This is a genomic window from Gordonia sp. SGD-V-85, assembly GCF_001456905.1.
GTDB lineage: Bacteria > Actinomycetota > Actinomycetes > Mycobacteriales > Mycobacteriaceae > Gordonia > Gordonia hongkongensis.
The window spans coordinates 167,737-190,193 of the sequence record NZ_LNQO01000001.1; the positions used below are offsets into that span (position 1 = coordinate 167,737).

A 22,457-nucleotide genomic window follows, 5' to 3' on the forward strand; every position below is an offset into this window, starting at 1 on the left:
CCATAGTGTTCCAGATCACAAGATATCGCCGACGTGGCCGGCGGCATGACCGAACGAGCCGGCCCCAGACAACAGATATCCGGAACGACAACGGAGAGTCACATGACCGCAGTACAGCCCTCCTACGAGGTCACCCCCAAGTTCGTCGAAGAGATCACGATGGCCGAACTCGAGGCGGATCCGTACCCGTTCTACGAGCGGCTCCGGAAGGAGGCGCCGGTGGCGTTCGTGCCCTCCCTCGGGATGTACATCCTCTCGACCCGCGAGCTGTGCATGCAGATCGCGAAGGATTCGGACAACTGGCCTGCGGTGATCTCCCCGGCGGGCGGGCGCACCTTCGGTCACGGAGCGCTGCTCAACACGAACGGTCCCGAGCATCGCGATCTCCGCGACATGGTCGAGCCGCATCTGCAGCCGTCGGCCGTCGACAACTACATCGACGACCTGGTCCGGCCGTACGCTCGCGAACTGCTCGAACGGATCGAGGACAACGGCTCGGCCGACATCGTCGCCGAATACTGCGAACCGGTCAGTGTCCGGGCACTCGGCGATCTGCTCGGCCTGGGTGACGTGAGCACCGACAAGCTGCGGGAGTGGTTCCACAAGCTCAGCGTCTCGTTCACGAATTCCGCGATGACCTCCGACGGCGAGTTCGCCAACCCGGACGGCTTCGTCCCCGGTGACGAGGCGAAGGCCGAGATCATCGCGCATGTCGACCCCAAGATCGACGAGTGGATCGTCAACCCCGATCACAGCGCGATCTCGCACTGGCTGCACGACGGGATGCCCGAGGGGCAGACGCGCAGCCGTGATGTCATCTACCCCAACCTCTACGTGTTCTTGCTCGGAGCGATGCAGGAGCCGGGTCATGCGATGGCCACCACGCTCGCCGGCCTGTTCAGCCGGCCGGACCAGCTGGAGCGGGTGGTCGACGACCCGGGCCTCATCCCGCGGGCGGTGGGCGAGGGCATGCGGTGGGTCGCACCGATCTGGTCGGCGGCCGTAAAGATCGCCACCGACGAGGTCGTGGTCGGCGGGGTGACGATCCCGCAGAACTCCTTGGTGATGCTCTCCTACGGTTCGGCGAATCAGGACGAGAACGCCTACGACGCCCCGACCGCCTACGACCTCGACCGCGCGGTGATCCCGAACATGACCTTCGGCGGCGGTGTCCATGCCTGTGCGGGAACCTACTTCGCCAACAACGTGATCAGGATCGCGCTCGAGGAACTCCTGGAGACGATCCCCAACATCGAGCGCGACACCGACCACGAGGTCAACTTCTGGGGCTGGGGCTTCCGTGGCCCCAAGGAGCTCCACATCCAGTGGGAGGTCTGAGGCGTGACCACCACACATCGTGTTCGTGTCCAGGGTTCGGACACGCCGCTCGAGGTCGCCGCCGATCAATCGGTTCTCGATGCGGTTCTGCGCGCGGGGGAATGGCTGCCGCACTCCTGCACGCAGGGGACCTGCGGTACCTGCAAGCTCCGAGTACTCGACGGCGAAGTGGCGCACAATGACTCACCCGACTACACGCTGACGCCTGCCGAACGGTGTGCCGGGCTGGCGCTGGGTTGCATGGCCACCCCGTGCTCGGACCTGGTCGTCGAACCGCTGGGCGCCGCGGTCGACGATGGAACGCCCCGACATCCCCTGCGCGATCACGACGGCACCGTCGTCGTCCTGGACGACATCGCCACCGATACGCGCCGACTCGTCGTCGAACTGGACGAGCCGATGTCGTTCAACGCCGGCCAGTATGCGGAGCTGGTGATTCCCGGTACCGGTGTGGGGCGCCAGTACTCGATGGCCAACCCGCCGTCGGAGTCGAAGCTCCTGGAGTTCCACGTCAAGCGCACCGTCGGTGGAAGAGCAACGGAGGGTTGGATCTTCGGTTCGCTGACGGTGGGGGAGCGGGTAGAACTCCGCGGACCGCTCAGCCAGTTCCACCTCGTCCGCGAGCAGGCCGAGCCGGCGATCCTCATCGGCGGCGGTACCGGACTCGCCCCCCTGAAGTCCATCGCCCGCCACGTGCTGGACCACGGCCTGGTACCCGAGCTGTACCTGTACCACGGTGGCCGACGACGCGACGACCTCTACGACGTCGAGTTCTTCCGCGAACTCGAGGCCGGGTACAGCAACTTCCACTACCGGCCGGTCCTCAGCGAGGAGCAGTGGGACGGCGCCACCGGGATGGTCACCGACGTCGTCGTCGAGGACTTCCGGAGCTGTAAAGGGCTGAGCGCCTATCTCTGTGGCCCGCCGGCCATGATCGAGGCCGGCGTCCGGGCGCTGAAACGTCGCCGGATGGCGCCCCGTCTCATCTTCCGTGAGGAATTCACCGTGGCGGCCCCCGTGGCGACCACCGCGGCATCGTGACATCTCGCTCGAATCCGAAAGGCAAGCCATGTACCGACTCACCGTGATCTACGGACACCCGCTCGACCCGGCGGCCTTCGACCGGCACTATGAGAACGAGCATGCCGAGCTGGTCCGCCGTATCCCCGGACTGCGACGGTTCGCCGCGGGCAAGTGCGAGTCCCTGGACGGCACCGAACCGGCCTCCTACAGCGTGGCCGAGCTGTACTTCGACTCCAAAGAGGCGCTCGGCCAGGCCCTCGGCTCTCCGGAAGGCCAGGCCGCGGCCGGTGATGTCGCGAACTTCGCCACCGGTGGAGCCACCATGCTGTTCAGCGACGAGTCGTTGGTGGGGCCCTGAGATGGCTGCTCTGCAAACGGTTCAGAAGATCGGCCCGGTGCTGGACCTGTTCACCGTCGAACGGCCGGAGTGGGGAGTGTCGGAGGTCGCGGGCGAGCTCGGCGTCCCCCGATCGAGCGCGCACGCACTGTTGGCCTCGCTGGTCGACATCGGCCTGCTGCAGTGCCGCGCTCGCGGTCGCTACCGCATCGGCTGGCGCGTCGTCGAACTCAACCAGGCACTCCAGGGCACGGTCGACGTCAAGTCGTGTGCCGCGCCGATCCTGCAGGCGCTGTCCGAGAAACTCGGCGAGACAACCCATCTCGCGGTTATGGAGCGCTATCGGGTGATCTACGTCGACAAGGTGCTCGGCAACCACGTCATCAACGTGTCCGGCGCCCGGATCGGTGCCCAGCTCGATGCGCATTGCAGCGCGGTCGGCAAAGTGCTCCTCGCGCACTGCGATCCGGCCCAGCTGGCCCGCAATCTGACCGACAAGCAGCTCCGGCGGTACACGTCGTCGACCCTGACCGACCCGGACGAACTGGCCGCGGAACTGAAGGGTGTGCTGCGTCGGGGTTGCGCCGTCGACCTGGCCGAAGCTGTGCCCGACGTGCACTGCGTCGCGGCCCCGATCCGCGACGAGATGGGGGTTGTCGTGGCGGCGATGTCGATCACCGCGCCCGCGACCAGATTCGTCCCGGCACAACACGAATTCCGGCGTGCGGTCATCGCGGCCGCCGCCGACGCGTCCCGCGCGCTGAGCACCTCGTCGGGCGACGTGTCCACGCCCATCCGTCTGCCCGAGCGCGAGGTCTCCGTCCTGCACGCGGTGGCGGGATGACCCTGCGGTCACTGTTCCTCAGACCAGAAAGATCATGCCTTCCATGACCGACCATGCCGACCTCGTGCGCGACGCCGCCGATGCGCTGCTCGACGCCTATCGAGACCACGCCCCGATCGAACCCCTGGCCGCGCGGTTCGCGGGCCACCCACTGTCGACCGCGTACGAGATCGCGCTCGCGCAGGTTCAGGACTGGGAGAAGAACGGCGATGTGGTGAAGGGCCACAAGGTGGGGCTGGCCTCCCGTGCCATCCAACGGCAGATGGGTGTCGACCAGCCGGACTTCGGGCACCTCACGGCGAGCATGTTCCATCTCGAGAACGCCCCGATCCCGGCGGGCACCTTCATCCAGCCGCGCATCGAGCCAGAGGTCGCCTTCGTCCTCGCCAAACCGCTTCGCGGGCCGGGGGTCACGGTCGCAGAGGCCACCGCGGCCGTCGACTTCGTGCTCCCCGCACTGGAGATCGTGGACTCGCGCATCCGCGACTGGCGGATCGGCATCTTCGACACCATCGCCGACAATGCGTCGTCGGGCGGGGTGATCCTGGGCGGACGGCCGGTGCCGCTCGTCGACGTCGACCTGCGGATGGCCGGCTGCAACCTGCATGTGAACGGCGACCTCGTCGACACCGGCGCCGGTGGTGCGGTGCTGGGATCCCCGATCAACGCGCTGGTCTGGCTGGCGAACACAGTCGGGCCGCTGGGTGTCACCCTCGAACCAGGCCACGTGGTCCTGCCCGGTTCGATGACCGCGGCCGTGCCGGTCGCGCCGGGGGACACCGTGGTCGCCACCATCGCCGGACTCGGCAGCGTCACCGCGGTGCTGGCCGGCGCGTGAGTGCTCGTGTCCTCGAACCATCAGGAGAAGATGTGACAGACAAAGGAATCGACGATTGGAGTGCGGTTCGCGTCGCCGGCACGCTGCTCGCCGCCGAACACTCGCGGACGCCGCGGACCTCGATCCACCACGAGTGGCCGGGCCTGACACTCGACGTAGCCTATGCCGCTCAGGACATCGCGCTCGCCGATCGGCGCTCGCGCGGAGAGACCGTGACCGGAATCAAGCTGGGCCTGACCTCGCGGGCCAAGCAGAAACAGATGGGCGTCGACGAACCGTCGGTCGCCTGGCTCACCGACGCGATGGTGCTGCCCGCCGGTCTGCCGGTTCCGCGTGAGCGACTCATCCATCCGCGCGCCGAGCCGGAGATCGCCTTCGTGCTCGGGCGGCCCCTCACCGGTCCCGGTGTCACCGCGGCCACAGCACTCGCCGCGGTCGACCATGCGATGGCCGCGATCGAGATCATCGACAGTCGCTACTCGGGGTTCAAGTTCACCCTCGCGGATGCGGTGGCCGACAACAACTCCTCCGGCGTCTACGTGACGGGTCCGGTCATCCGAGATGTCGCGAACGTGGACTTCGGACTCGAGGCGTGCCTTCTGGAGATCGATGGCGACATCGTCGCCACCGCGACGGGCTCGGCGGTGCTCGGACATCCTGCCGAGGCACTGGCGTTCGCGGCCAACACCTTCGGCGCGCGGGGCGTCACCCTGGAGGCAGGGTGGGTCGTCCTCACCGGCGGCATGACGGACGCTGTGCCGGTCGAGCCGGGTAGCCGGGTCGCGGCACACTTCACCACGCTCGGCTCGATCACGATCGCGGGAGGGTGAGATGCCGTTCATCGATGTGACCATCGCCCAGGGGCGTTCACCCGACGAGGTGCGCGCGCTGATGCGCGAACTGACGGCGGCCGCCCACCGTGCGATCGGCGCGCCGATCGCGAACATCCGAGTATGCGTCCGCGAGGTCCCGACCACCCACTGGTCGGCGGGCGACGTCACCGTTGCCGAACGTCAGGCGGCGATCACGGAATCGTGAGGCGCGGGAGGAGCTGCTCGCTACTGTCCACGGGAACTGCAACAAATGGTCCCTGATTCGAAACCGCCGCTATACCTGCAGTCCGGCCGATGACCGGCAGACTTCAACTCGACCGATGGACTTCGATCGAAGTCTAGGAGTCGAGTTGAAGTCTGTTGGTCACGCGGCGCGTCAGCTCTGCTCCCTGGCCGTCCGGGTCGCCGACGTCGATCCCGAGAGTGTTGCGCCCGCTGATGATGCGTCGTTAAACACGGTGCACATGCGGGTGACCGAGCAGGGCAGAGTCGCGATCGCCGCGGACGTGACCGCGGTGATCGGGGAGAAGTCCTGTCGATGATCGACGAACGATCCTGCCCGCGGCCGGAACCCGACGGCGCCGAGGATCGTCGCAGTGTCGGATAACGCCGCGCCGACGGTTTGGAACTATTGCTGAATCAGGCGGCGGTCGGTGCGGCGATGACCACCGCTGGCGCGCCCCGCACCCAGGTGCTGGTGACCATCCCGGCCGACAACACCGATCCGGCGCGGCTGCCGTGGGTCGGTGCGGTCACGGCGTCGACGGCACGACGACTGTCCTGCGACGGTGGGGTGGCCGAGATCGTGCTCGACACCGAGGGCGTGCCGTTGCGGATGGGCACCACGAATCGGCTGTTCCCACACCACTTACGTCGAGCGATCATCGTTCGCGATATCTGCTGTGTGAAATGCGTTGCCCCCGCGGCGCATACGCAGGTCCACCGTCTCGTCCATTGGGCTGATGGTGGTCCGACTGAACTGGACAACGGGTGCTTGCTGTGTCAGCGCTGCCATACCCAGGTCCATCACCATGGCTGGGAGGTGGTGATGGGTCCTGATCGGCATCCGTGGCTGATCCCGCCGGCCGACATCGACCCCCGACGGTTACCCCGGCCTGCCTACAACCGCCGCACCATGCGACTCGACGACGCCCTCGTGTAGTCGCCAACCCTAGAACCACCGCGCCCAGACTCTCCGGCGTCGACTCCGGCGCCACACGACCTTTGACAACTCCACAGGGTGGATGTGTCGGGCTCAGCGAGCCGCGCGGAGTGCGATCTCCGACGCCCGGACATCACTCGCCGGCACGCCGGCGATGCCCCAGTTCTCCGGCGCCACCTCGACAATCTGTCCACGGACGCCCGAGCGTTCAACGTCCAGGTGCTCGACGACGAGGTCGGTGAACGCGGCCAGAAGTTCCGAACGTTGCTGCGGCGGACGGCCTGCGAGCACGATGGCGGTGAAATAGGGGGCTGCCGACCCGCCGTCGGCGACGAGCTGTCCGCCGACGGCGAGGTCGGTCGGGTCGTACTGCACGACGAAGGCGCGTACCCGCTCGATCGGTGAGTCGAGGATGCGGGAGTAGGCCGCACTCGCGGCGGTCAGCAGAGCGGCGCGCTGCTCGGTGGACGCGCTGCCGACGGGGATGTGGAAGTGTGCAACCGGCATGTTGGCTCCGTTCGGGAAGTGCCTGCGTCCGTTTCGGACCGGGCTACTGGATGCCGTGGCGAGTTCCGCCGTCGGCGTTGAGGACGCTGCCGTGCAGCACGGCGGCCTGGGGCTCGAGCAGCATCTCGACGAGCCAGGCGATCTCGTCCAGTGTGGGCAGGCGACCCAGCGAGGTCTTGGCCGTGTACCTGTCCCAGATCTCCTGCGGCGCGGCACCGGTCTCACGCGATTCGGTGTCGACGAAGGCGCGGAGCCGAGGGGTGTCGATGGGCCCGGGCGCGATGGTGTGCACGGTGACACCCCGGGGTCCATAGAGTGCCGAGATTTGTCGCATCAGATTGAACAACGCGGCATTGGCGGTACCCGGTCCCGCGTCGAGGGGCCCCGGTTCGAGTCCGAGTGAACCCGCGACCGCGACGAACCGCGAGCCGTCGGCGAGATGGTCGCGGACTGCTCGCAGCAACCGGACGGTGCCGGCCACCTTGATGTTGGCCGCGGTGGCCAGCAGCGATGGCTCGATCGCGTCCGCGGAGCCGCGCACCGGGAGACCGGCCGCGAACACCGCGAGTCGTACGGGCCCGTCGAGGCAGGATCGGATCGCGTCCACGGACCAGTCCTCGGCGATGTCGGCCGCGCACGGGATGATCAGCTCGTCTGTTGCCGCGAGCTGTTCGAGTTCCTCGGCACGGCGCCCCACCGCGAGAACCCGCATCCCGCGTGCCACCAGGCGTCGTGTGCACACGGTCCCCATCGCGCCGGTCGCGCCGACGACCACACATGTCTCGGTTGTGGACACGGGCCTACTTCCGGATGCGGAGCGTCACCGCGCGCGGCTCGGTGAAGAACTCCCGGGAGTACTGGCCACCCTCGCGACCCAGGCCGCTGATGCCCTCACCGCCGAAGGGCAGCCGGAGATCGCGTTCGAAGAAGGTGTTGATCCAGACCGTGCCGGCCTTCCAGCGAGCCGCCATCCGATGAGCCCGATCGAGGTTCTGCGTGAACAGGATTCCGGCGAGACCGTAGGGGGAGTCATTGGTGATGCGCAGCGCCTCCTCTTCGGTGTCGAAGCCCAGAACCGTCTCGACGGGACCGAAGATCTCCTCACGTGCCGTGCGGGAGTCATTGGTCAGGCCGGTGATGACGGTCGGCGGATAGTAGAAGCCGCCCGCCCGATCGGGGTCGGTGAGTCGTTCGCCGCCGGTGATGATCTTGCCGCCTTCATCCTGCGCGAGTTCGACATAGCTGTGCACCTTGTCGAGGTGACGCTGCTCGATGAGCGGCCCCATGAACGTCGTCGGGTCCTTCGGGTCCCCGACCACGAGCTTCCGCGCCTCCTCGACGAAGCGCTCGACGAACTGCTCGCGGATCGAGTTCTGCACCAGCAGTCGCGAACCCGACAGGCAGACCTGCCCGTTGCCGCCGAAGATGGCCCGAAGGGACATCGGCACGGCCACATCGAGATCGGCGTCGGCGAACACGATGTTGGCCGACTTGCCACCCATCTCGGCCGAGACAGGCGTGTGGTTCGCGGCGGCCGCCTGCAGGATCTTCACGCCCGTGGCACTCGATCCGGTGAAGGTGATGCGGTCGACGCGCGGATCGGAGGTCAGCGGTCCGGCGACGGCCTCACCACCGAAGCCGTGGACGACGTTGAGCACCCCGGGCGGCAGACCCGCCTCGAGCGCGATCTGCGCGAAACGGTTGGCGGTCAACGGTGTCTGCGGTGCCGGTTTGAGGACCACGGTGTTGCCGAAGGCAAGTGCGGGCGCGATCTTCCATGTCGCCAGCATCAGCGGCGCGTTCCACGGACTGATCGCGGACACGACCCCGGCGGGCGGGTAGAGGACGTAGGAGAGCAGATCGCCGTCCGGGTAGGCCTCGTTCGCGGCCATCGAGACGTAATCGGCGAAGAAGCGCAGGTTGTGGGCCACCCGCGGGATCTCGGCGTGCAGCGACTGCGTGATCGTCTTGCCGCCGTCACGGGTTTCGAGCTGTGCCAGCTCCTCTCGGTGCTCGTCGACGGCGTCGGCGACCGCATGCAGGATCGCCGCGCGTTCCTTGGGTGACATCTGCGGCCACGTCGCGCCGTCCGAGGCCGTCCGCCACTCGTTCCCGATGAGGTGGCGAACCTCGGCAGTACCGCTCTGATCGGTGTTTTTCAGATGGCTGGAAAGAGTCATTTCCTCACACCTCCGCCGCGACGGGCGTCTCGTACGTGCGACCCGCGAGTTCCGAGGCCACATCGATGATCATGTCTTCCTGGCCGCCGATCACCCCGCGCCGGCCGAGTTCGAGCAGGATGTCCCGGGCCGGGACCCCGAACTTCTTCGCAGCGCGCTTGGTGGGGTGGAAGAACGTGGAATACACACCCGCGTAGCCGAGCACGAGCGCGGTCTCGTCGACGATCTGCGGCTCGGTCATCAGTGGGGCCACGACGTTCTCGGCGGTGTCGATGAGCGGGAACAGCTCGACGCCGGTGTCCCAGCCCGCGCGTTCGAATGCGGCGGCGAGGACTTCGGTCTGGGCATTGCCGGCACTGGCGCCGAGCCCCCGTAGCGAGCCGTCGATGTAGGTGGCACCGTTCTCGGCTGCGGTGAGCGCGTTGGCGATCCCGACACCGAGGTTGTTGTGGGCATGGAAACCGATGTCCGCGGAGATCGCCTCGCGCAGTGCCGCGACCCGCTCGCCGGCCTGCCGCGGGACGAGCGCACCTGCGGAGTCGACGACGTAAACGACGTCGGCGCCGTAGGAGTCGAGCTTGGCCGCCTGCTCGGCGAGTGCGTCGGGTTCGAGTTTGTGGCTCATCATGAGAAAGGTCATCACGGTGAGACCGTTCTCCTTCGCCCATTCGACAGGCTGCTGCCCGCAATCGGCTTCGGTGCAGTGGACGGCGACGCGGACGGTCGAGATGCCGGCGTCCACCGCCGCCTGCAGTTCGTTCAGCGTCGCGATGCCCGGTACGTAGAGGGCCGCGATGTCAGCGTTGTCGACCGCGTCGACGGCGGCGCGCACGTACTCGGGGTCGGTGGCCGCGGCGAAGCCGTACTGGACCGACGACGCACCGAGACCGATGCCGTGTGCCACTTCGATTGTCGGGACGCCGGCCCGGTCGAGGCCGGCCGCGATGGCGGCGACGTCGCGTGTGGTGAACCGGTGCGAGACACTCGACATCCCGTCACGCAGCGTCGTGTCGACTAGGGTGACCGATCGTGGCCCGCGGGCCGGGGACTGGCTGGTCATCGCAGTGCTCCTGTCTGAAGTGTCACTGTTGCGGCCCTCTCCTGCGCCATCACCTCGGCGACCTGCACGGCGGCCGCGGTGATGATGTCGAGATTGCCTGCGTACGTGGGTAAGAAGTCGCCGGCGCCCACGACCTCGAGCATCACGGTCACCAGATCGCCATCGGTGTCGACGAGCTTGAGGGTGTAACCGGGGACGTAGCGCTGGACCTCGGCGACCATGTCGACCACGGCGCGTTCGATGGCCACGGGATCAGGGTTGCGCACTTTCGCATACACCGTGTCGCGCATGTTCATGGGCGGTTCGGCCGGGTTGATCACCGAGATCGCCTTGGCCCGGTCCGCTCCCGCGACCTGCGCCAGGGCGCGCCCCGTCTTCTCGCTGAACTCGCTCAGATTCTGCCGCGTTCCCGGACCCGCACTCGCCGACGCGATGGCCGCGACGATCTCTCCGTAGGCGGCGTCGGCGGCCTGGTTGATCGCGTGGAGGATCGGGATGGTGGCTTGCCCGGCGCAGCTCACCATGTTCACGTTGGGCGCGTTCACGTGTTCGCGGAGGTTGACCGCGGGGACGACGTAAGGGCCGACCGAGGCGGGCGTCAGATCGATCGCGGTGATCCCCGCGTCGGCGTAGCGGGGCGCGACGGCGGCGTGGACCTTGGCGGAGGTGGCCTCGAAGACGAGGTCGGGGGGCGAGGACTGCCGTAGCAACCAGTCCACGCCCTCGGCCGACGCCTCGAGTCCTTCCTCGCGCGCCCGGCGCAAACCCTCACTGGCGTAGTCGATCCCGACCATGTGGACCGGTTCTACGTACTCGGACCGCAGCAGTTTGTACATCAGGTCCGTCCCGATGTTGCCCGATCCCACAATGGCGGCGGTCAACCGGCTCATCGCATGTCTCCTCTGCTCGTGCGCACGTTCGGTCTCGGTTGCCGTCGGCGTGCTCGACACCGAACGTAAGGAGCGGTTGCCGTCTCCGGGGTCAAGGCACGGGCAGTCCGAACGCGGAGCGCATCGGCGGCACCGTTGTTCGGATATACCGAATGGGGGTGACGGCAGTCACAACTCGTCGCCATGCTGAGGCCCATCAGCCAGCAGCCACCGAGATCCGGTGTCGCACGATCCACAGGAGAACCGATGACCGAGAACGCCGCACGCTTCGATGTCGCGCACCTCGCGCGAGCCGAACTGTTGAGCCCCAAGCCCCAGGAGACCCTCGACTTCTTCACCAGGTTCCTGGGCATGTATGTCACCCAGCGCGAAGGCCAGTCCGTCTACCTCCGGGCCTACGAGGACCCCTACCCGTGGAGTCTGAAGATCACCGAGTCCGCCGAACCCGGGATGGGCCATGCCGGCATGCGGACCAGCTCCCCCGAGGCGCTCGAACGCCGTGCCGCCTCGCTGCAGGGTGCGAACATCGAGACCTCGTGGCACGAGGACGAGTTCGGCTACGGCAAGACGCTCGCGTACAAGACCGCCGACGGTCACGACTTCGCGCTGGTGTGGGAAGCCGAGACCTACGTCGCGCCACCGGAACTGCAGAGCAAGATCCTCACCCGGCCGTCGAAGAAGCCGTTGCAGGGGATTCCGGTCAAGCGCATCGACCACCTCAACCTGATGGCCTCGGACGTCACCGCGCTCAAGACCGAGTTCGAACGCCACCTCGGGTTCCGAACCACCGAGCGCGTTGTCGACGGTGACGTCGAGATCGGCGCCTGGATGAGCTCGAACATCCTCGGCCACGAGGTCGCCTGCATGCGCGACATGACCGGCGGGCGCGGCAAACTGCATCACCTCGCCTTCTACTACGGCACGGGTCAGCACAACATCGACGCCGTGGAGATGTTCCGCGAGTACGACATCCGCATCGAAGCCGGTCCGGACCGGCACGGGATCACCCAGGGGCAGTTCCTCTACGTGTTCGAACCGGGTGGCAACCGCATCGAGTTGTTCGGCGAGTCCGGATATCTGCATCTCGATCCGTCCGCCGAGACGAAGACCTGGCAGATGTCCGACATCGACACCGGTCTGGCCGTCGGCGGTGCGAAGCTGCCGTGGGAGACCTACTTCACCTACGGCACGCCCAATCCGCTCCCGCTCGACGAGCACATCACCGCCTTCGCCGACTTCGGACCGGGCGGGCCCGCGCCGGAGGCCGAGGCGGTCGTCGAACTGATGCCCGACGAGATCGAGCACTCCCGTGCCGTGGCCGATGCGCCGGTCTGAGCCGGGTCGATCGGTTCGATCAGAACAGGAGACTCCTTGACTGTCATCGACATCACCAGGGTGTCGTCGTCCGACGACATGCCCGACCATCCGCCGCGGATCGCCGACACCCTGTACCACGACCTCGTGTCGCCCGAGGAGGTAGTCGAGGTCCGTCGCAGGGTTCGGCAGGTCGCGCTTCGCGACGTCGCGCCGGTGGCCGACCGGGTCGCGCGGGGCGACGAGCGACTCGACGGCTTCCCACGTGACGTGTTCGATCGGCTGGCCACGGCGGGGATCTACCGCATCCCCTTCGCGGCCGATGTCGGCGGCGACGGACTGGCTCACCCGGCCACCGCGACGGCCACCGCCGTCGAAGAAGTGGCGTACTTCTCCAACAGCGTCGCCGCGATCTTCGACGTCCACTGCATCCTCGCGGGCAATGCCGTCAACCAGGGCACGCCGGAGCAGCGCCGCAGGTGGCTGGCCCCGGTCGTCGCCGGCGAGATCGTCGGCTCCTTCGCCACCAGCGAGCCGGCCGCGTCGAGCGATCTCTCACCCGAGGCGGTCCAGACCGTGGCGCACCGCCGCGGCGACGGATGGGTGCTGAACGGGCGCAAGCGGTGGATCACCAATTCCGTCGTCGCCGCGTTCGTCGTGGTCCTCGCTCGCACCGGTGACCGGCTCTCGACGTTCATCGTCCCGACCGACACCCCGGGGGTCCGGGTGGGTACGCCGGATCGCAAGCTCGGGAACAAGGGCCAGATCACCGCCGACGTGCACCTCGACGAGGTGGAGCTGGGGCGTGAGTCCCTGCTCGGGACCGAGGGCGGCGGGCTGAAGGTCGCCCTGCAGACGCTGACCTACGGACGTATCGGGATCGCGGCGGCGGGTGTGGGCATGGCGCAAGCCGCCTTCGACCGCACCGCTGCCCACCTGCGCACCCGGGTGGCCTTCGGCGAACCGCTCGCAGCCCGGCAGCACTGGCAGTTCCTGATGGCCGACCGCGCGACCGAGATCGCGATCTCGCGCGACCTGTACATCAAGGCCGCGATGCGGCTCGACGCCGGAACGCGCTTTCCCGAACCGGAGGCGGCGATGGCCAAGCTGCGCGGCACCGAGGTCGCGGTCCAGATGGCCCGCGACGCGGTCCAGGCGTTCGGCGGCTTCGGATTCACGCAAGAGCTCGGCGACGACGACTCGTCGGGTCCGGTCGAGGCCCTGTACCGGGACAGCAAGATCGGGGAGATCTACGAGGGCGCCAGCGAGGTACAGCGGTGGGTGCTCGCGCGGCAGATCTTCGGTCGCGACGTCGTGGGCTGATCGACGCGCTGACGACCCTCCGGGCCGTCGTCCACCCCGGTGGGCGGCGGCCCTTGGCGTCGCGGGACCAAATCGGGGCATGGTGGTGTTGTGCACGGTGACGCCCTCCGAGCGCCGTCGCTCGACGGAGCCGGGGGAGCGTCAGCAGGAGGAAACGTGAGCAACACCTACCGCAAGACCCCCGAGGCGTTGAGCCGCCTCACCGACATCCAATACCGCGTCACCCAGCGTGACGGCACCGAGCGTGCCTTCGACAACGAGTACTGGGACAACCACGAACCCGGCCTCTACGTCGACGTCGTGTCCGGACAACCGCTGTTCTCGTCCACCGACAAGTACGACAGCGGCACCGGCTGGCCGAGCTTCACCAAGCCGATCGAGCCCGACGCGGTCGCCACCAAGACCGACCGCACCCTGTGGATGCGACGCACCGAGGTGCGCTCGTCCGGCGCCGACAGTCACCTCGGGCACGTCTTCGACGACGGGCCGCGCGAGGCCGGCGGACAGCGCTACTGCATGAACTCCGCCTCGTTGCGGTTCATCCCGGTTGGCGAGCTCGAGGCAGAGGGGTACGGCGAGTACGCCGGCCTGTTCGGCGGCACGCACACCACGAATTCCCACACCACCGATACCCAGGAGGAGAACGCATGACGACCGACCCCGGCCAGATCACCGTCCGTCCCGGCACCGAGACCGCGGTCCTCGCGGGCGGATGCTTCTGGGGGATGGAAGACCTGATCCGCAAGCAGCCCGGCGTCCTGGACACCCGGGTCGGCTACACCGGCGGACAGAACGACCACGCCACCTATCGCAACCACCCCGGTCACGCGGAGGCCGTCGAGATCGTGTTCGACCCGACCCAGACGTCGTATCGCGACATCCTGGCGTTCTTCTTCCAGATCCACGACCCGACCACGCGCAACCGGCAGGGGAACGACGTCGGCACGAGCTACCGCTCGGCGATCTTCCCGGTGACACCGGAACAGGAGAAGGTCGCCCGCGACACCATCGCCGACGTCGATGCGTCGGGGCTGTGGCCCGGCAAGGCGGTCACGACGATCGAGGAGCTGGGTCCGTTCTGGCAGGCCGAGCCCGAACATCAGGACTACCTGCTCAATTTCCCGAACGGGTACACCTGCCACTTCCCGCGCCCGGGATGGGAGCTGCCGAAGCGGGACGCGGCGTCCACGCGGTGACGCGCGAGGCCGGCTGACAGTGCCGACGCCCGTCGACGGTCATGCGACAACGACCGTCGACGGGTTCGTCGGCGTATGCTGGGGCGATGTAGCACTCTGCTACACACGCGTGGGAGGTGTGCGATGAGCACCGGTACGGACAAGGTGACCCGGCTGTCTGCCGCGTTGGTGACCGATGCGGCCCGGGAGGGCGCGCGAGAGCAGCGGTCGGCGCGGCAGCAACTCGAACACTGGGCGCGTCTGGGGCGCAGCGTCTCGCAGCGCACCACCGCGTCGCGTCAGCGGGTCGAGGCCGCGCTGGCGGGCGATCTGCCGGGAGAGGTGCTGACCGCAGAGGAAGCCGTCGTCTACGACGCCGAGATCGACGCTCATCTCGAAGCGCGGCTCACGACCGACGACCATGTGGTTCGTCGTGCCTCGGCAGGGTTGTCCTCGGTGGTCGTCGATGACGCCGGACGGCTCGTCGAACACCGCCCCGACGGGACGAGCGTCATCCTCGAGCAGTGACTCCGCGGCTCGATCTGGTCGTCGGATGCAACGGCGCGGGCAAGTCGACGCTGGTCGAGCGTCATCTGCAACCCCTGCTGCATGTGCCCTTCGTCAACGCCGACCTGATCGCCCGGCAGCGGTGGCCCGACTCCGCGGAAGCCCATTCCTACGACGCCGCCCGGTTGGCGGCGGCGACCCGCGACACTCTCATCGAGCGCGGCACCTCGTTCATCGCCGAGACGGTCTTCTCGCACCCCTCGAAACTGGAGCTCATCGAACGTGCGCATACCGCCGGACACCGAGTCGCGCTGCACGTCGTGATGATCCCCGAGGCTCTCGCGGTCCATCGCGTCCGATTGCGCGTGGACAGTGGCGGGCACGCGGTCCCCGAGGTCAAGATCCGCGAGCGGTTCCGACGCCTGTGGCCGCTCGTCCGGACGGCCATCGCGCGGAGTGACCTGGCAACCGTGTACGCCAACGAGCAACCGACCACGCGCATCGTCGCGCGGTACGTCGACGGTCTGGTCGCCGGCGTACCCGACTGGCCGGACTGGACGCCGGGTGCGCTGACGGATACGAAGGCACGATGACTTCCCTCGATCGAGCCGGCCGGCTTCTCGTCGTCGGCGCTGTCAACGTCGATCTCGTGGTGGCGACCGACCGTCTGCCGGGGCCCGGTGAGACGGTCGTCGGTCCGACCGTGACACGTCACGGCGGCGGCAAGGGTGCGAACGCCGCCGTCGCCGCGGCGCGTGCGGGTGCCGGGGTGCGATATTGCGGCGCTGTGGGTTCCGACGACATGGGCGCGAGCGCACTCGCCGAACTGCGGGACTCCGGTGTCGACGTGACGGACGTGGACGTGCTCGACGGCGTCGCCACCGGGATGGCGCTGATCGTCGTCGATCCGCACGGGGAGAACCAGATCGCCGTCGGGGCAGGCGCGAATGCCGTCCTCGGCACCGACGAGGTCCGTGCCGCGGTCGACCGTGCGGCGGGCTGGGCCGGCTGTGTCCTCGTCAGCACCGAGATCCCGGCCGACGCCGTCGCCGCGGCGGTCACGACGGCCGCCGCCCGGGGTATCCGCTGCGTCGTCAACCCCGCCCCGGTGTTGCCGTCGACCGTCGACCTGATGGCGTCGGCGCCGGTACTGACGCCCAACTCCTCTGAACTTCGGGACCTGTACGGACTCGTCTCCGAGGGTGTGGCCGCGCCTGAGATATCGGCGGCCGCACAGGCGACGGCGGTCGCATCCCGAACGGGCGCACCGGTTCTCGTGACCCTCGGTGCCGATGGCGTACTGATCGCCGACCCCGCGTCCGAGGTGATCTCGCTCCCCGCCGGACAGGTCGTGCGGGTCGTCGACACGACCGGTGCGGGTGACACCTTCAACGGCGTGTTCGCGGCCGCGCTCGCCGCCGGCTCGACGGTAGTCGAGGCGGCGAGACGTGGTGTCGCGGCGGCGTCGCTGTCCGTCGCCGCGGTCGGCGCCCGGACCGGGATGCCGAGCGACGACGAGATCCGCCGCGCGATGTGAGCGGAACCGGCCGGGAGGGAGCCGCTAGCGGGTGGCCGGTTTCGGCCGTTTCATGAACCGGTGGTGGTCGTCGCTGGGCAGGAAGTAGTCGCCCTGCCCGCCCGCACGCAGCAGTGGTCGGGCGCCGGCCGTGTCGTAGGTCTGGTCGTCGCGCAACAGATGGGTGGCGATGTGGATCTTGACCACCTCGCCCAGCACCATCCAGGTGTCGACGAGGTCGCCTGCGGCCGTACGTAATTGGAACGACTGGGTGGTTCGGCACTCGAAACTCACCGGACTTTCGCCGACCCGTGGCGGGGCCACGAGATCAGAGGCGAGGCGCGTGAGGCCGGCGACGTCGAACTCGTCCTCGCCGGCGGGCACCGCAGCCGAGGTGGCGTTCATCTGCTCGCCGAGATCGTCGGTGGCGAGGTTCCACACGAATTCGCCGGATTCGATCGCGTTCGCCGCGGTGTCCTTGTATCCGACGCTGGCGAAACCGACGATCGGCGGCGTGTAGTTGAAGAGGTTGAAGAAGCTGTAGGGAGCCAGGTTGCCGACGCCGTCGTCGGACACCGTCGAGATCCAGCCGATCGGCCGCGGCGCGACGATGGCATTCACCGGGTCGTGAGAGAGCCGGTGGCCCTGCGACGGCTCGTAGGAGTGGTAGGTCGTCACCATCGCCACGGTACGTCAGCCGTCACCCGTTCCATCGCCTGCGTAGGGTGAGGTGCGACCGACCACCGCGCACATCGACGATCGGGACCGCCGTGACCCTCTCCTCCGCCTCTGACCTGCGGACCTTCGCCAACATCCGGGACCTGGGCGGTATGCGGGTCGCCGGCGGCGGCGTCACCGCCGCCAACGTGCTGATCCGCAGCGATGCCCCGTATCCCGACGACGAGGACCCCGTCGGCCTGCCCTGGCCGCCGGCGACCGTCGTCGATCTGCGCGACCCCACCGAGCTGGGCCGGATGGCCGTCACCTGGCCGCCGAACGTTCGCGTCGTGCACCGTCCGGTGTCCTCGGGTGCCCGCGTCGACCGCCTCGCCGACACCGCGCTCGTCGAGATCTACACCGCGATGATGCGCACGGGCGGGCATCGACTCACCGCCGCGCTGAACGAGTTCGACTCCGAGGGCGCGACGCTCGTGCACTGCGCTGCCGGCAAGGACCGGACCGGGGTGATCATCGCGATCGCCCTGCTGTTGGCGGGCGTCGACGAGGAAGCGGTCGTCACCGACTATCACCGGACCGAGGACGGCATCGCCGGGGTGTTCGCGCGTCTGCGGTCCCGCAAGCGGATCCCGGCGGGCACCACGCTGGACGCCCCGATCCTGCGCACCCCGCGCGAGGCCATCGAACTCGTCGTCGAGGACGTGACCGGTGCGCGCGGCGGTGCGTGGGGATGGTTCGAGGAGCACGGCGGCGACGTCGACCACTTCCGGGGCTGGGTCTCGAGGTTCGTGCGTCCCGAGGGCGAGGAGGCCGGGCGTGACTGACGAGAACACTTCGGAATCAGCGCAATTCAGCCCGGATGTCGTGGCAGCCGTACTTGCACACATGAATGACGACCACGCCGACGACTCGTTACTGATCTGCCGTGTGCTGGGCGGGCGGCCTGATGCGGTCGCGGCGCGGATGACCGGATTCGACCACGAGGCAGCGACGTTCGACGCCACGGTTCCCGAGGGGGTCGTCGGGGTGCGGCTCGCCTGGGATCGCCCGGTCCGCGATCGTGGCGACGTCCGCACCGCGGTCGTCGCGATGTTCCTTGCGGCGCAAGAACGTTCGGGTACCTCTGCGCCCTGAGGGTCACGTGCTCCCGCGAACCATCAGTTCGACCGGGAGGCGGCGGGATTCGACGTTCCGCCCGGCCGCGAGGTCGAGGAGGCCGCGCACCGCGGTCTCGCCGATCTCCCGAGCGGGGGAGCGGACCGTCGTGAGCGGCACGGGGAGCTGGGCGGCCACCGGGATGTCGTTGTAGCCGATCAGGGCGAGGTCGTCAGGGATGCGGAGTCCGAGGTCGCGGGCGACACCGAGGACTCCGATGGCGATGGTGTCCGACACCGCGAAGATCGCCCGGGGACGGTCCGGACGATCGAGCAGTGCACGCCCGGCCGCCGTCCCGCCGTGAACCTCGAAGTCGGACGCGACGATGCGGTCGTCGGACAGCGTGATCCCGGCATCAGCCAGCTGGGCGCGGAACCCGCGGAGCCGGTCGGTGGCCGTCGTGGCGTGGCCGGGTCCGCCGATGACGGCGAGGTCGGTGTGACCGCGCTCCAGGAGATGTCGGGCGGCGATGCGTCCGCCGCGCACGTCATCGCCGCCGACGAAGGGGAGTCCGGCCTCGGCGTGCCGGGTGAGGGTGAGCATCGGGAGGTCGCCGACCCGCAGGGACTCCACGAAGTCCCGGCCCGGCAGGTGTAATCCGCTCAGCAGCAGACCGTCGACCTGCCGGCCGACGAGGAGTTCGATGGCCCGTCGCTGAGCGGCCTCCTCGTCGGGCGGGGACGACAGCAGGACCGAGTACCCGGCCCGGGTGGCCGCCTGTTCGATGCCCTGGTAGGTCGTGGCCACGACGCCGTCGGTGAGGCGGGTCATCACGACCCCGATCGTGGTGGTTCGGCGGGTCCGCAGGCTGGCCGCCCACACATTGCGCTGGTAACCGAGTTGGTCGGCCACCTCCCGCACCCGCAGAGCCGACGCCGACCACCCGTCGGCGGGCTCGGACTGTCGCAGCACCCGGGAGGCGGTGGACACGTGTACGCCGGCACGTCGGGCGATCTCCTTCAGCGTGGGGGCGCGCTGACCACTGACCACGCTGATCCTCTCTCTTCCTCATTGACCCGATGGGCATCGAACACCTACCTTAGGCGATGCAAACGTTCGTGCAAACGTTCTCGTCGACGGCCCTCGGTCCGCGCGAGTCCCATTCTCGACGGAGGTCCGCCATGTCCCGCACCAGCACGTTGACCCAGCTCTTCGCCCTGGACTCGTTGCTCGACGCCGACGAGATCGCCATCCGTGACAGCGTGCGGGACTTCGCGGCGTCGAAGTTGCGTCCGCACATCGCCGACTGGTTCGAGGATGCCCGGCTTCCGGCCCGCGACATCGCCCGCGAGCTGGGCGGGCTCGGAGCGCTCGGCATGCACCTCGAGGGCTACGGCTGCCCCGGGATGAGCGCGATGTCCTACGGGTTGACGTGCCTGGAACTCGAGGCCGTCGACTCCGGCATCCGAAGTCTGGTCTCGGTGCAGGGCTCGCTGACGATGTTCTCCATCCACCACTGGGGTTCGGAGGAGCAGAAGAACGAGTGGCTCCCGCGGATGGCGGCGGGCGAGGCGATCGGCTGTTTCGGCCTGACCGAGCCCGACTTCGGGTCCAACCCGTCCGGTATGCGCACCCACGCCAAGCGGGACGGCGACGACTGGGTGCTCAACGGGACGAAGATGTGGATCACCAACGGTTCGATCGCCGACGTCGCGGTGGTGTGGGCGCAGACCGACCTCGCCGACAGTCCCGGCGGCATCCGCGGGTTCGTCGTCCCGACCGACACGCCGGGGTTCTCGGCGCCGGAGATCACCAAGAAGATGTCGCTGCGCGCCTCGGTCACCTCCGAGCTCGTGTTCGACGACGTGCGCCTTCCCGCCTCGGCGATGCTGCCGAAGGCGGAGGGGCTGCGCGGACCGCTGACCGCTCTCGGCGAGGCCCGCTTCGGGATCATCTTCGGGGCGATGGGTGCCGCCCGCGACTGCCTCGAGGCGGCCATCGAGTACGCGCAGTCCCGCCAGGTGTTCGACAAGCCGCTGGCCGGCTACCAGATCACCCAGACCAAGATCGCCGACATGGCGCTCGAGGTGGGCAAGGGTCACCTGCTGGCCTACCACCTCGGCCGCCTGAAGGACCGCGGCGAACTCACACCCGAACAGGTCAGCACCGGCAAGCTCAACAGCACACGCGAGGCGATCGCCATCGCCCGCGAATGCCGAACCATCCTGGGCGCGAACGGCATCACGCTGGAATATCCGGTGATCCGGCACGCCAACAACCTGGAGTCGGTGCTCACCTACGAGGGGACCTCGGAGGTCCACCAGCTCACGATCGGTCGTGCACTCACCGGGTCGGCGGCGTTTCGCTGAGGCAGTCAGGCGCCTGGCGGTAACCACCGGCGCCCACGGAACGTGGCGCAGTGGGTTACGTTGGACGAGCACGCCGAACAATGCGCGTCCGTGGTCGTTCGGTCACGTCGGGCGTCGAAAGGGGTTCGACCATGACCGATCCGGCTGACGATGACGTTCACCGCAAGATCGCGGATCTGGCGCGTGAACTCCACGGCGACGACTCCGACGAGCAGGTTGCGAAGACGATCGTCGAGAACGCGCTGGTCGACATCCCCGGAGTCGCGTACGCCGGCCTCACCGTCGCAATCGAACGAAAATCGATCGCGTCGTTCGGGTCCACGCACGACGTTGCCGACGTACACGACCGTATTCAAGCGGAACTCGGTGAGGGACCGTGCATCTCGGCGGCGCTCGCCGATCGCATCGTCCGAGTCGACGACCTCGAGAACGAGCAGCGCTGGCCCGAGTACCGCCGCCGCGCGCTCGTCGAGACGCCGATTCGTTCCGTCCTGTCGTTCCAGCTCTTCGCCGACACCACGTCGATCGGGGCGTTGAACCTCTACGCCGACGAGCCGTTCGCCTTCGACCTTCACGCCGAGGACATCGGCGTGGTCTTCGCGACGCATGCCGCCCTCGCGTGGAACAAGGTGAAGAAGGACAAGCAGTTCCACAGCGCCCTGGCCAACCGGGACGTCATCGGTCAGGCCAAGGGCATGCTGATGGAACGGTTCGACATCGACGCGGTGGCCGCCTTCGACCTGCTGAAGCGCCTGTCGCAGGACTCGAACACCAAGCTGGTCGACATCGCGCGGCAGATCACTGTCACACGGTGACCTGACGCGACCCTTCGAGGCTCGTCGCTTGCGCTCCTCGCACCTCAGGGGGCAGGGGTAGTCGCTTGCACTCCCTGCATCTCACGGGGCAGGGGCGGTCACTCGGTGACGGTGAACTCCATCGTGCTCGGGCCGACCTGATCCTGGGTCAGAGCACGTCCCGCGTCCTCGATGGACTCGAAAGTCTTGACATACGGCGCCATTCCGCAGAGTTCGAGGGGGCGGGTCACCGCGCGGCCACCCACTAACACCACTGGGACGAACCGGCGGCCGGCGTCGTCGATGAAGGAGCGCAAGAGCACCAATCCGACGGTCCCGAAGAAGTTCAGGCCCGAGAAGTCGAGGACGATGCCGTCGACGGGGCCGCTGATCACGCGATCGAGAGCGGCCGCGAAGTCAGCCGCCGAGTCGCGGTCGACGCTGCCGGAAAAACCCTGCACGCAATACGATTTGGGAGAGACCAACTGGTGCGGGTGCGGATTCGGCGTGGACTCCGTCGTGGGATCGAACGCCGAACGGAAGATGGTTGAAGAGGTGAGAGCCATGATGTTCTCGATTCAGTCAGGGTGCGTCTGGCCACGACCGTCACTTCTGGATCGGAAGCCTTGGTGCTACGCCGATAGGCGCCAGTACCCCAAGTTCACGATCACCCG

26 protein-coding genes and 1 pseudogene are annotated in these 22,457 nt (G+C 68.1%); 19 read left to right on the plus strand and 8 right to left on the minus strand.

All coding sequences use genetic code 11. The features are described from left to right. The first annotated feature begins 102 nt into the window (after positions 1-102). From AS181_RS00725 to AS181_RS00760, 8 genes and pseudogenes are all read left to right on the plus strand, one after another. Positions 103-1,338 (plus strand): cytochrome P450, encoded by a 1,236-nt coding sequence (locus AS181_RS00725; protein ID WP_058249703.1) that lies wholly within the window; start codon positions 103-105, stop codon positions 1,336-1,338. 3 nt (positions 1,339-1,341) lie between these two features. After that, a complete protein-coding gene (locus AS181_RS00730) occupies positions 1,342-2,379 on the plus strand; it encodes an NADH:ubiquinone reductase (Na(+)-transporting) subunit F (RefSeq protein WP_058249704.1) in 1,038 nt (345 codons plus the stop codon). 28 nt (positions 2,380-2,407) lie between these two features. Further along, positions 2,408-2,719: an EthD family reductase gene (locus tag AS181_RS00735; protein WP_058249705.1), complete on the plus strand. Its 312-nt coding sequence runs from the start codon at positions 2,408-2,410 to the stop codon at positions 2,717-2,719. 1 nt (position 2,720) lies between these two features. Then, positions 2,721-3,542: an IclR family transcriptional regulator gene (locus AS181_RS00740; protein WP_058249706.1), complete on the plus strand. Its 822-nt coding sequence runs from the start codon at positions 2,721-2,723 to the stop codon at positions 3,540-3,542. 34 nt (positions 3,543-3,576) lie between these two features. Further along, complete coding sequence (locus AS181_RS00745; RefSeq protein ID WP_396275649.1) at positions 3,577-4,380, plus strand: 2-keto-4-pentenoate hydratase; 804 nt, start codon at positions 3,577-3,579, stop codon at positions 4,378-4,380. Between the two features lie 32 nt (positions 4,381-4,412). Then, complete coding sequence (locus AS181_RS00750; RefSeq protein WP_091344194.1) at positions 4,413-5,210, plus strand: 2-keto-4-pentenoate hydratase; 798 nt, start codon at positions 4,413-4,415, stop codon at positions 5,208-5,210. A 1-nt stretch (position 5,211) separates the two neighbouring features. Further along, the gene (locus AS181_RS00755) at positions 5,212-5,418 is read left to right on the plus strand and encodes a tautomerase family protein (RefSeq protein ID WP_058249708.1); all 207 of its coding nucleotides are present in this window, start codon (positions 5,212-5,214) and stop codon (positions 5,416-5,418) included. 226 nt (positions 5,419-5,644) lie between these two features. Beyond that, positions 5,645-6,375, plus strand: a pseudogene (locus AS181_RS00760) (DUF222 domain-containing protein); the annotation flags it as partial. A 93-nt stretch (positions 6,376-6,468) separates the two neighbouring features. On the opposite strand, the gene AS181_RS00765 reads toward AS181_RS00760, so the two are convergent. Genes AS181_RS00765 through AS181_RS00785 form a run of 5 tightly spaced genes read right to left on the minus strand, consistent with a single transcriptional unit; the run spans position 6,469 to position 11,012 of the window. Further along, positions 6,469-6,882 carry a tautomerase family protein gene (locus tag AS181_RS00765; protein ID WP_058249709.1) on the minus strand — a complete coding sequence of 138 codons (414 nt, stop codon included), beginning with the start codon at positions 6,880-6,882 and terminating at the stop codon, positions 6,469-6,471. Positions 6,883-6,925: 43 nt separating this feature from the next. Continuing rightward, positions 6,926-7,678, minus strand: coding sequence for an SDR family NAD(P)-dependent oxidoreductase (locus tag AS181_RS00770; protein ID WP_058249710.1), 753 nt, complete (start codon positions 7,676-7,678; stop codon positions 6,926-6,928). A 4-nt stretch (positions 7,679-7,682) separates the two neighbouring features. Further along, on the minus strand, positions 7,683-9,062 hold the full coding sequence (locus AS181_RS00775; RefSeq protein WP_058249711.1) for an aldehyde dehydrogenase: 1,380 nt from the start codon (positions 9,060-9,062) through the stop codon (positions 7,683-7,685). A 4-nt stretch (positions 9,063-9,066) separates the two neighbouring features. Continuing rightward, positions 9,067-10,122, minus strand: a complete 1,056-nt coding sequence (gene dmpG, locus AS181_RS00780) for a 4-hydroxy-2-oxovalerate aldolase (protein WP_058249712.1) — start codon at positions 10,120-10,122, stop codon at positions 9,067-9,069. Continuing rightward, positions 10,119-11,012, minus strand: a complete 894-nt coding sequence (locus AS181_RS00785) for an acetaldehyde dehydrogenase (acetylating) (RefSeq protein ID WP_058249713.1) — start codon at positions 11,010-11,012, stop codon at positions 10,119-10,121. Before AS181_RS00785 ends, dmpG begins: the two co-directional genes overlap by 4 nt. 246 nt (positions 11,013-11,258) lie before the next feature. On the opposite strand from AS181_RS00785, the gene AS181_RS00790 reads away from it, so the two are divergent. The 7 genes from AS181_RS00790 (at position 11,259) to AS181_RS00820 (ending at position 16,868) form a co-directional block, all read left to right on the plus strand. Continuing rightward, positions 11,259-12,347: a VOC family protein gene (locus tag AS181_RS00790; protein ID WP_058249714.1), complete on the plus strand. Its 1,089-nt coding sequence runs from the start codon at positions 11,259-11,261 to the stop codon at positions 12,345-12,347. 78 nt (positions 12,348-12,425) lie between these two features. Beyond that, on the plus strand, positions 12,426-13,649 hold the full coding sequence (locus AS181_RS00795) for an acyl-CoA dehydrogenase family protein (RefSeq protein ID WP_058249943.1): 1,224 nt from the start codon (positions 12,426-12,428) through the stop codon (positions 13,647-13,649). Between the two features lie 156 nt (positions 13,650-13,805). Next, a complete protein-coding gene (msrB, locus tag AS181_RS00800) occupies positions 13,806-14,300 on the plus strand; it encodes a peptide-methionine (R)-S-oxide reductase MsrB (protein WP_058249715.1) in 495 nt (164 codons plus the stop codon). Beyond that, complete coding sequence (gene msrA, locus AS181_RS00805; protein ID WP_058249716.1) at positions 14,297-14,845, plus strand: peptide-methionine (S)-S-oxide reductase MsrA; 549 nt, start codon at positions 14,297-14,299, stop codon at positions 14,843-14,845. Before msrB ends, msrA begins: the two co-directional genes overlap by 4 nt. A 123-nt stretch (positions 14,846-14,968) precedes the next feature. Further along, positions 14,969-15,352, plus strand: a complete 384-nt coding sequence (locus AS181_RS00810) for a TA system antitoxin ParD family protein (RefSeq protein WP_058249717.1) — start codon at positions 14,969-14,971, stop codon at positions 15,350-15,352. After that, positions 15,349-15,924, plus strand: coding sequence for a zeta toxin family protein (locus AS181_RS00815; protein WP_058249718.1), 576 nt, complete (start codon positions 15,349-15,351; stop codon positions 15,922-15,924). The genes AS181_RS00810 and AS181_RS00815 overlap by 4 nt, the downstream gene beginning before the upstream one ends. Then, positions 15,921-16,868, plus strand: coding sequence for a PfkB family carbohydrate kinase (locus AS181_RS00820; RefSeq protein ID WP_058249719.1), 948 nt, complete (start codon positions 15,921-15,923; stop codon positions 16,866-16,868). Before AS181_RS00815 ends, AS181_RS00820 begins: the two co-directional genes overlap by 4 nt. A 24-nt stretch (positions 16,869-16,892) precedes the next feature. Here AS181_RS00820 and AS181_RS00825 read toward each other — a convergent pair whose 3' ends face one another. After that, positions 16,893-17,525, minus strand: coding sequence for a flavin reductase family protein (locus tag AS181_RS00825; RefSeq protein WP_058249944.1), 633 nt, complete (start codon positions 17,523-17,525; stop codon positions 16,893-16,895). A 92-nt stretch (positions 17,526-17,617) separates the two neighbouring features. On the opposite strand from AS181_RS00825, the gene AS181_RS00830 reads away from it, so the two are divergent. Beyond that, positions 17,618-18,349 carry a tyrosine-protein phosphatase gene (locus tag AS181_RS00830; RefSeq protein ID WP_082652829.1) on the plus strand — a complete coding sequence of 244 codons (732 nt, stop codon included), beginning with the start codon at positions 17,618-17,620 and terminating at the stop codon, positions 18,347-18,349. Beyond that, a complete protein-coding gene (locus tag AS181_RS00835; RefSeq protein WP_058249720.1) occupies positions 18,342-18,659 on the plus strand; it encodes a DUF2470 domain-containing protein in 318 nt (105 codons plus the stop codon). Before AS181_RS00830 ends, AS181_RS00835 begins: the two co-directional genes overlap by 8 nt. 3 nt (positions 18,660-18,662) lie before the next feature. Here AS181_RS00835 and AS181_RS00840 read toward each other — a convergent pair whose 3' ends face one another. Continuing rightward, positions 18,663-19,670, minus strand: coding sequence for a LacI family DNA-binding transcriptional regulator (locus AS181_RS00840; protein ID WP_058249721.1), 1,008 nt, complete (start codon positions 19,668-19,670; stop codon positions 18,663-18,665). A 131-nt stretch (positions 19,671-19,801) separates the two neighbouring features. Between AS181_RS00840 and AS181_RS00845 the strand changes: the two genes are divergently transcribed. Both AS181_RS00845 and AS181_RS00850 read left to right on the plus strand, forming a co-directional pair. Beyond that, the gene (locus tag AS181_RS00845) at positions 19,802-20,989 is read left to right on the plus strand and encodes an acyl-CoA dehydrogenase family protein (RefSeq protein ID WP_058249722.1); all 1,188 of its coding nucleotides are present in this window, start codon (positions 19,802-19,804) and stop codon (positions 20,987-20,989) included. Positions 20,990-21,120: 131 nt separating this feature from the next. After that, complete coding sequence (locus AS181_RS00850; protein ID WP_058249723.1) at positions 21,121-21,804, plus strand: GAF and ANTAR domain-containing protein; 684 nt, start codon at positions 21,121-21,123, stop codon at positions 21,802-21,804. Positions 21,805-21,902: 98 nt separating this feature from the next. On the opposite strand, the gene AS181_RS00855 is transcribed toward AS181_RS00850, so the two are convergent. Continuing rightward, positions 21,903-22,349, minus strand: a complete 447-nt coding sequence (locus tag AS181_RS00855; protein ID WP_058249724.1) for an STAS domain-containing protein — start codon at positions 22,347-22,349, stop codon at positions 21,903-21,905. Positions 22,350-22,457 lie beyond the last annotated feature (108 nt).

Coding starts and splice junctions, on each gene's coding strand:
- AS181_RS00725 (WP_058249703.1), top strand. CDS start 103: ATGACCGCAGTACAGCCCTCCTACGAGGTCACCCCCAAGTTCGTCGAA.
- AS181_RS00735 (WP_058249705.1), top strand. CDS start 2,408: ATGTACCGACTCACCGTGATCTACGGACACCCGCTCGACCCGGCGGCC.
- AS181_RS00740 (WP_058249706.1), top strand. CDS start 2,721: ATGGCTGCTCTGCAAACGGTTCAGAAGATCGGCCCGGTGCTGGACCTG.
- AS181_RS00745 (WP_396275649.1), top strand. CDS start 3,577: ATGCCTTCCATGACCGACCATGCCGACCTCGTGCGCGACGCCGCCGAT.
- AS181_RS00755 (WP_058249708.1), top strand. CDS start 5,212: ATGCCGTTCATCGATGTGACCATCGCCCAGGGGCGTTCACCCGACGAG.
- AS181_RS00765 (WP_058249709.1), bottom strand. CDS start 6,882: ATGCCGGTTGCACACTTCCACATCCCCGTCGGCAGCGCGTCCACCGAG.
- AS181_RS00775 (WP_058249711.1), bottom strand. CDS start 9,062: ATGACTCTTTCCAGCCATCTGAAAAACACCGATCAGAGCGGTACTGCC.
- dmpG (WP_058249712.1), bottom strand. CDS start 10,122: ATGACCAGCCAGTCCCCGGCCCGCGGGCCACGATCGGTCACCCTAGTC.
- AS181_RS00785 (WP_058249713.1), bottom strand. CDS start 11,012: ATGAGCCGGTTGACCGCCGCCATTGTGGGATCGGGCAACATCGGGACG.
- AS181_RS00790 (WP_058249714.1), top strand. CDS start 11,259: ATGACCGAGAACGCCGCACGCTTCGATGTCGCGCACCTCGCGCGAGCC.
- AS181_RS00795 (WP_058249943.1), top strand. CDS start 12,426: ATGCCCGACCATCCGCCGCGGATCGCCGACACCCTGTACCACGACCTC.
- msrA (WP_058249716.1), top strand. CDS start 14,297: ATGACGACCGACCCCGGCCAGATCACCGTCCGTCCCGGCACCGAGACC.
- AS181_RS00810 (WP_058249717.1), top strand. CDS start 14,969: ATGAGCACCGGTACGGACAAGGTGACCCGGCTGTCTGCCGCGTTGGTG.
- AS181_RS00820 (WP_058249719.1), top strand. CDS start 15,921: ATGACTTCCCTCGATCGAGCCGGCCGGCTTCTCGTCGTCGGCGCTGTC.
- AS181_RS00845 (WP_058249722.1), top strand. CDS start 19,802: ATGTCCCGCACCAGCACGTTGACCCAGCTCTTCGCCCTGGACTCGTTG.
- AS181_RS00850 (WP_058249723.1), top strand. CDS start 21,121: ATGACCGATCCGGCTGACGATGACGTTCACCGCAAGATCGCGGATCTG.
- AS181_RS00855 (WP_058249724.1), bottom strand. CDS start 22,349: ATGGCTCTCACCTCTTCAACCATCTTCCGTTCGGCGTTCGATCCCACG.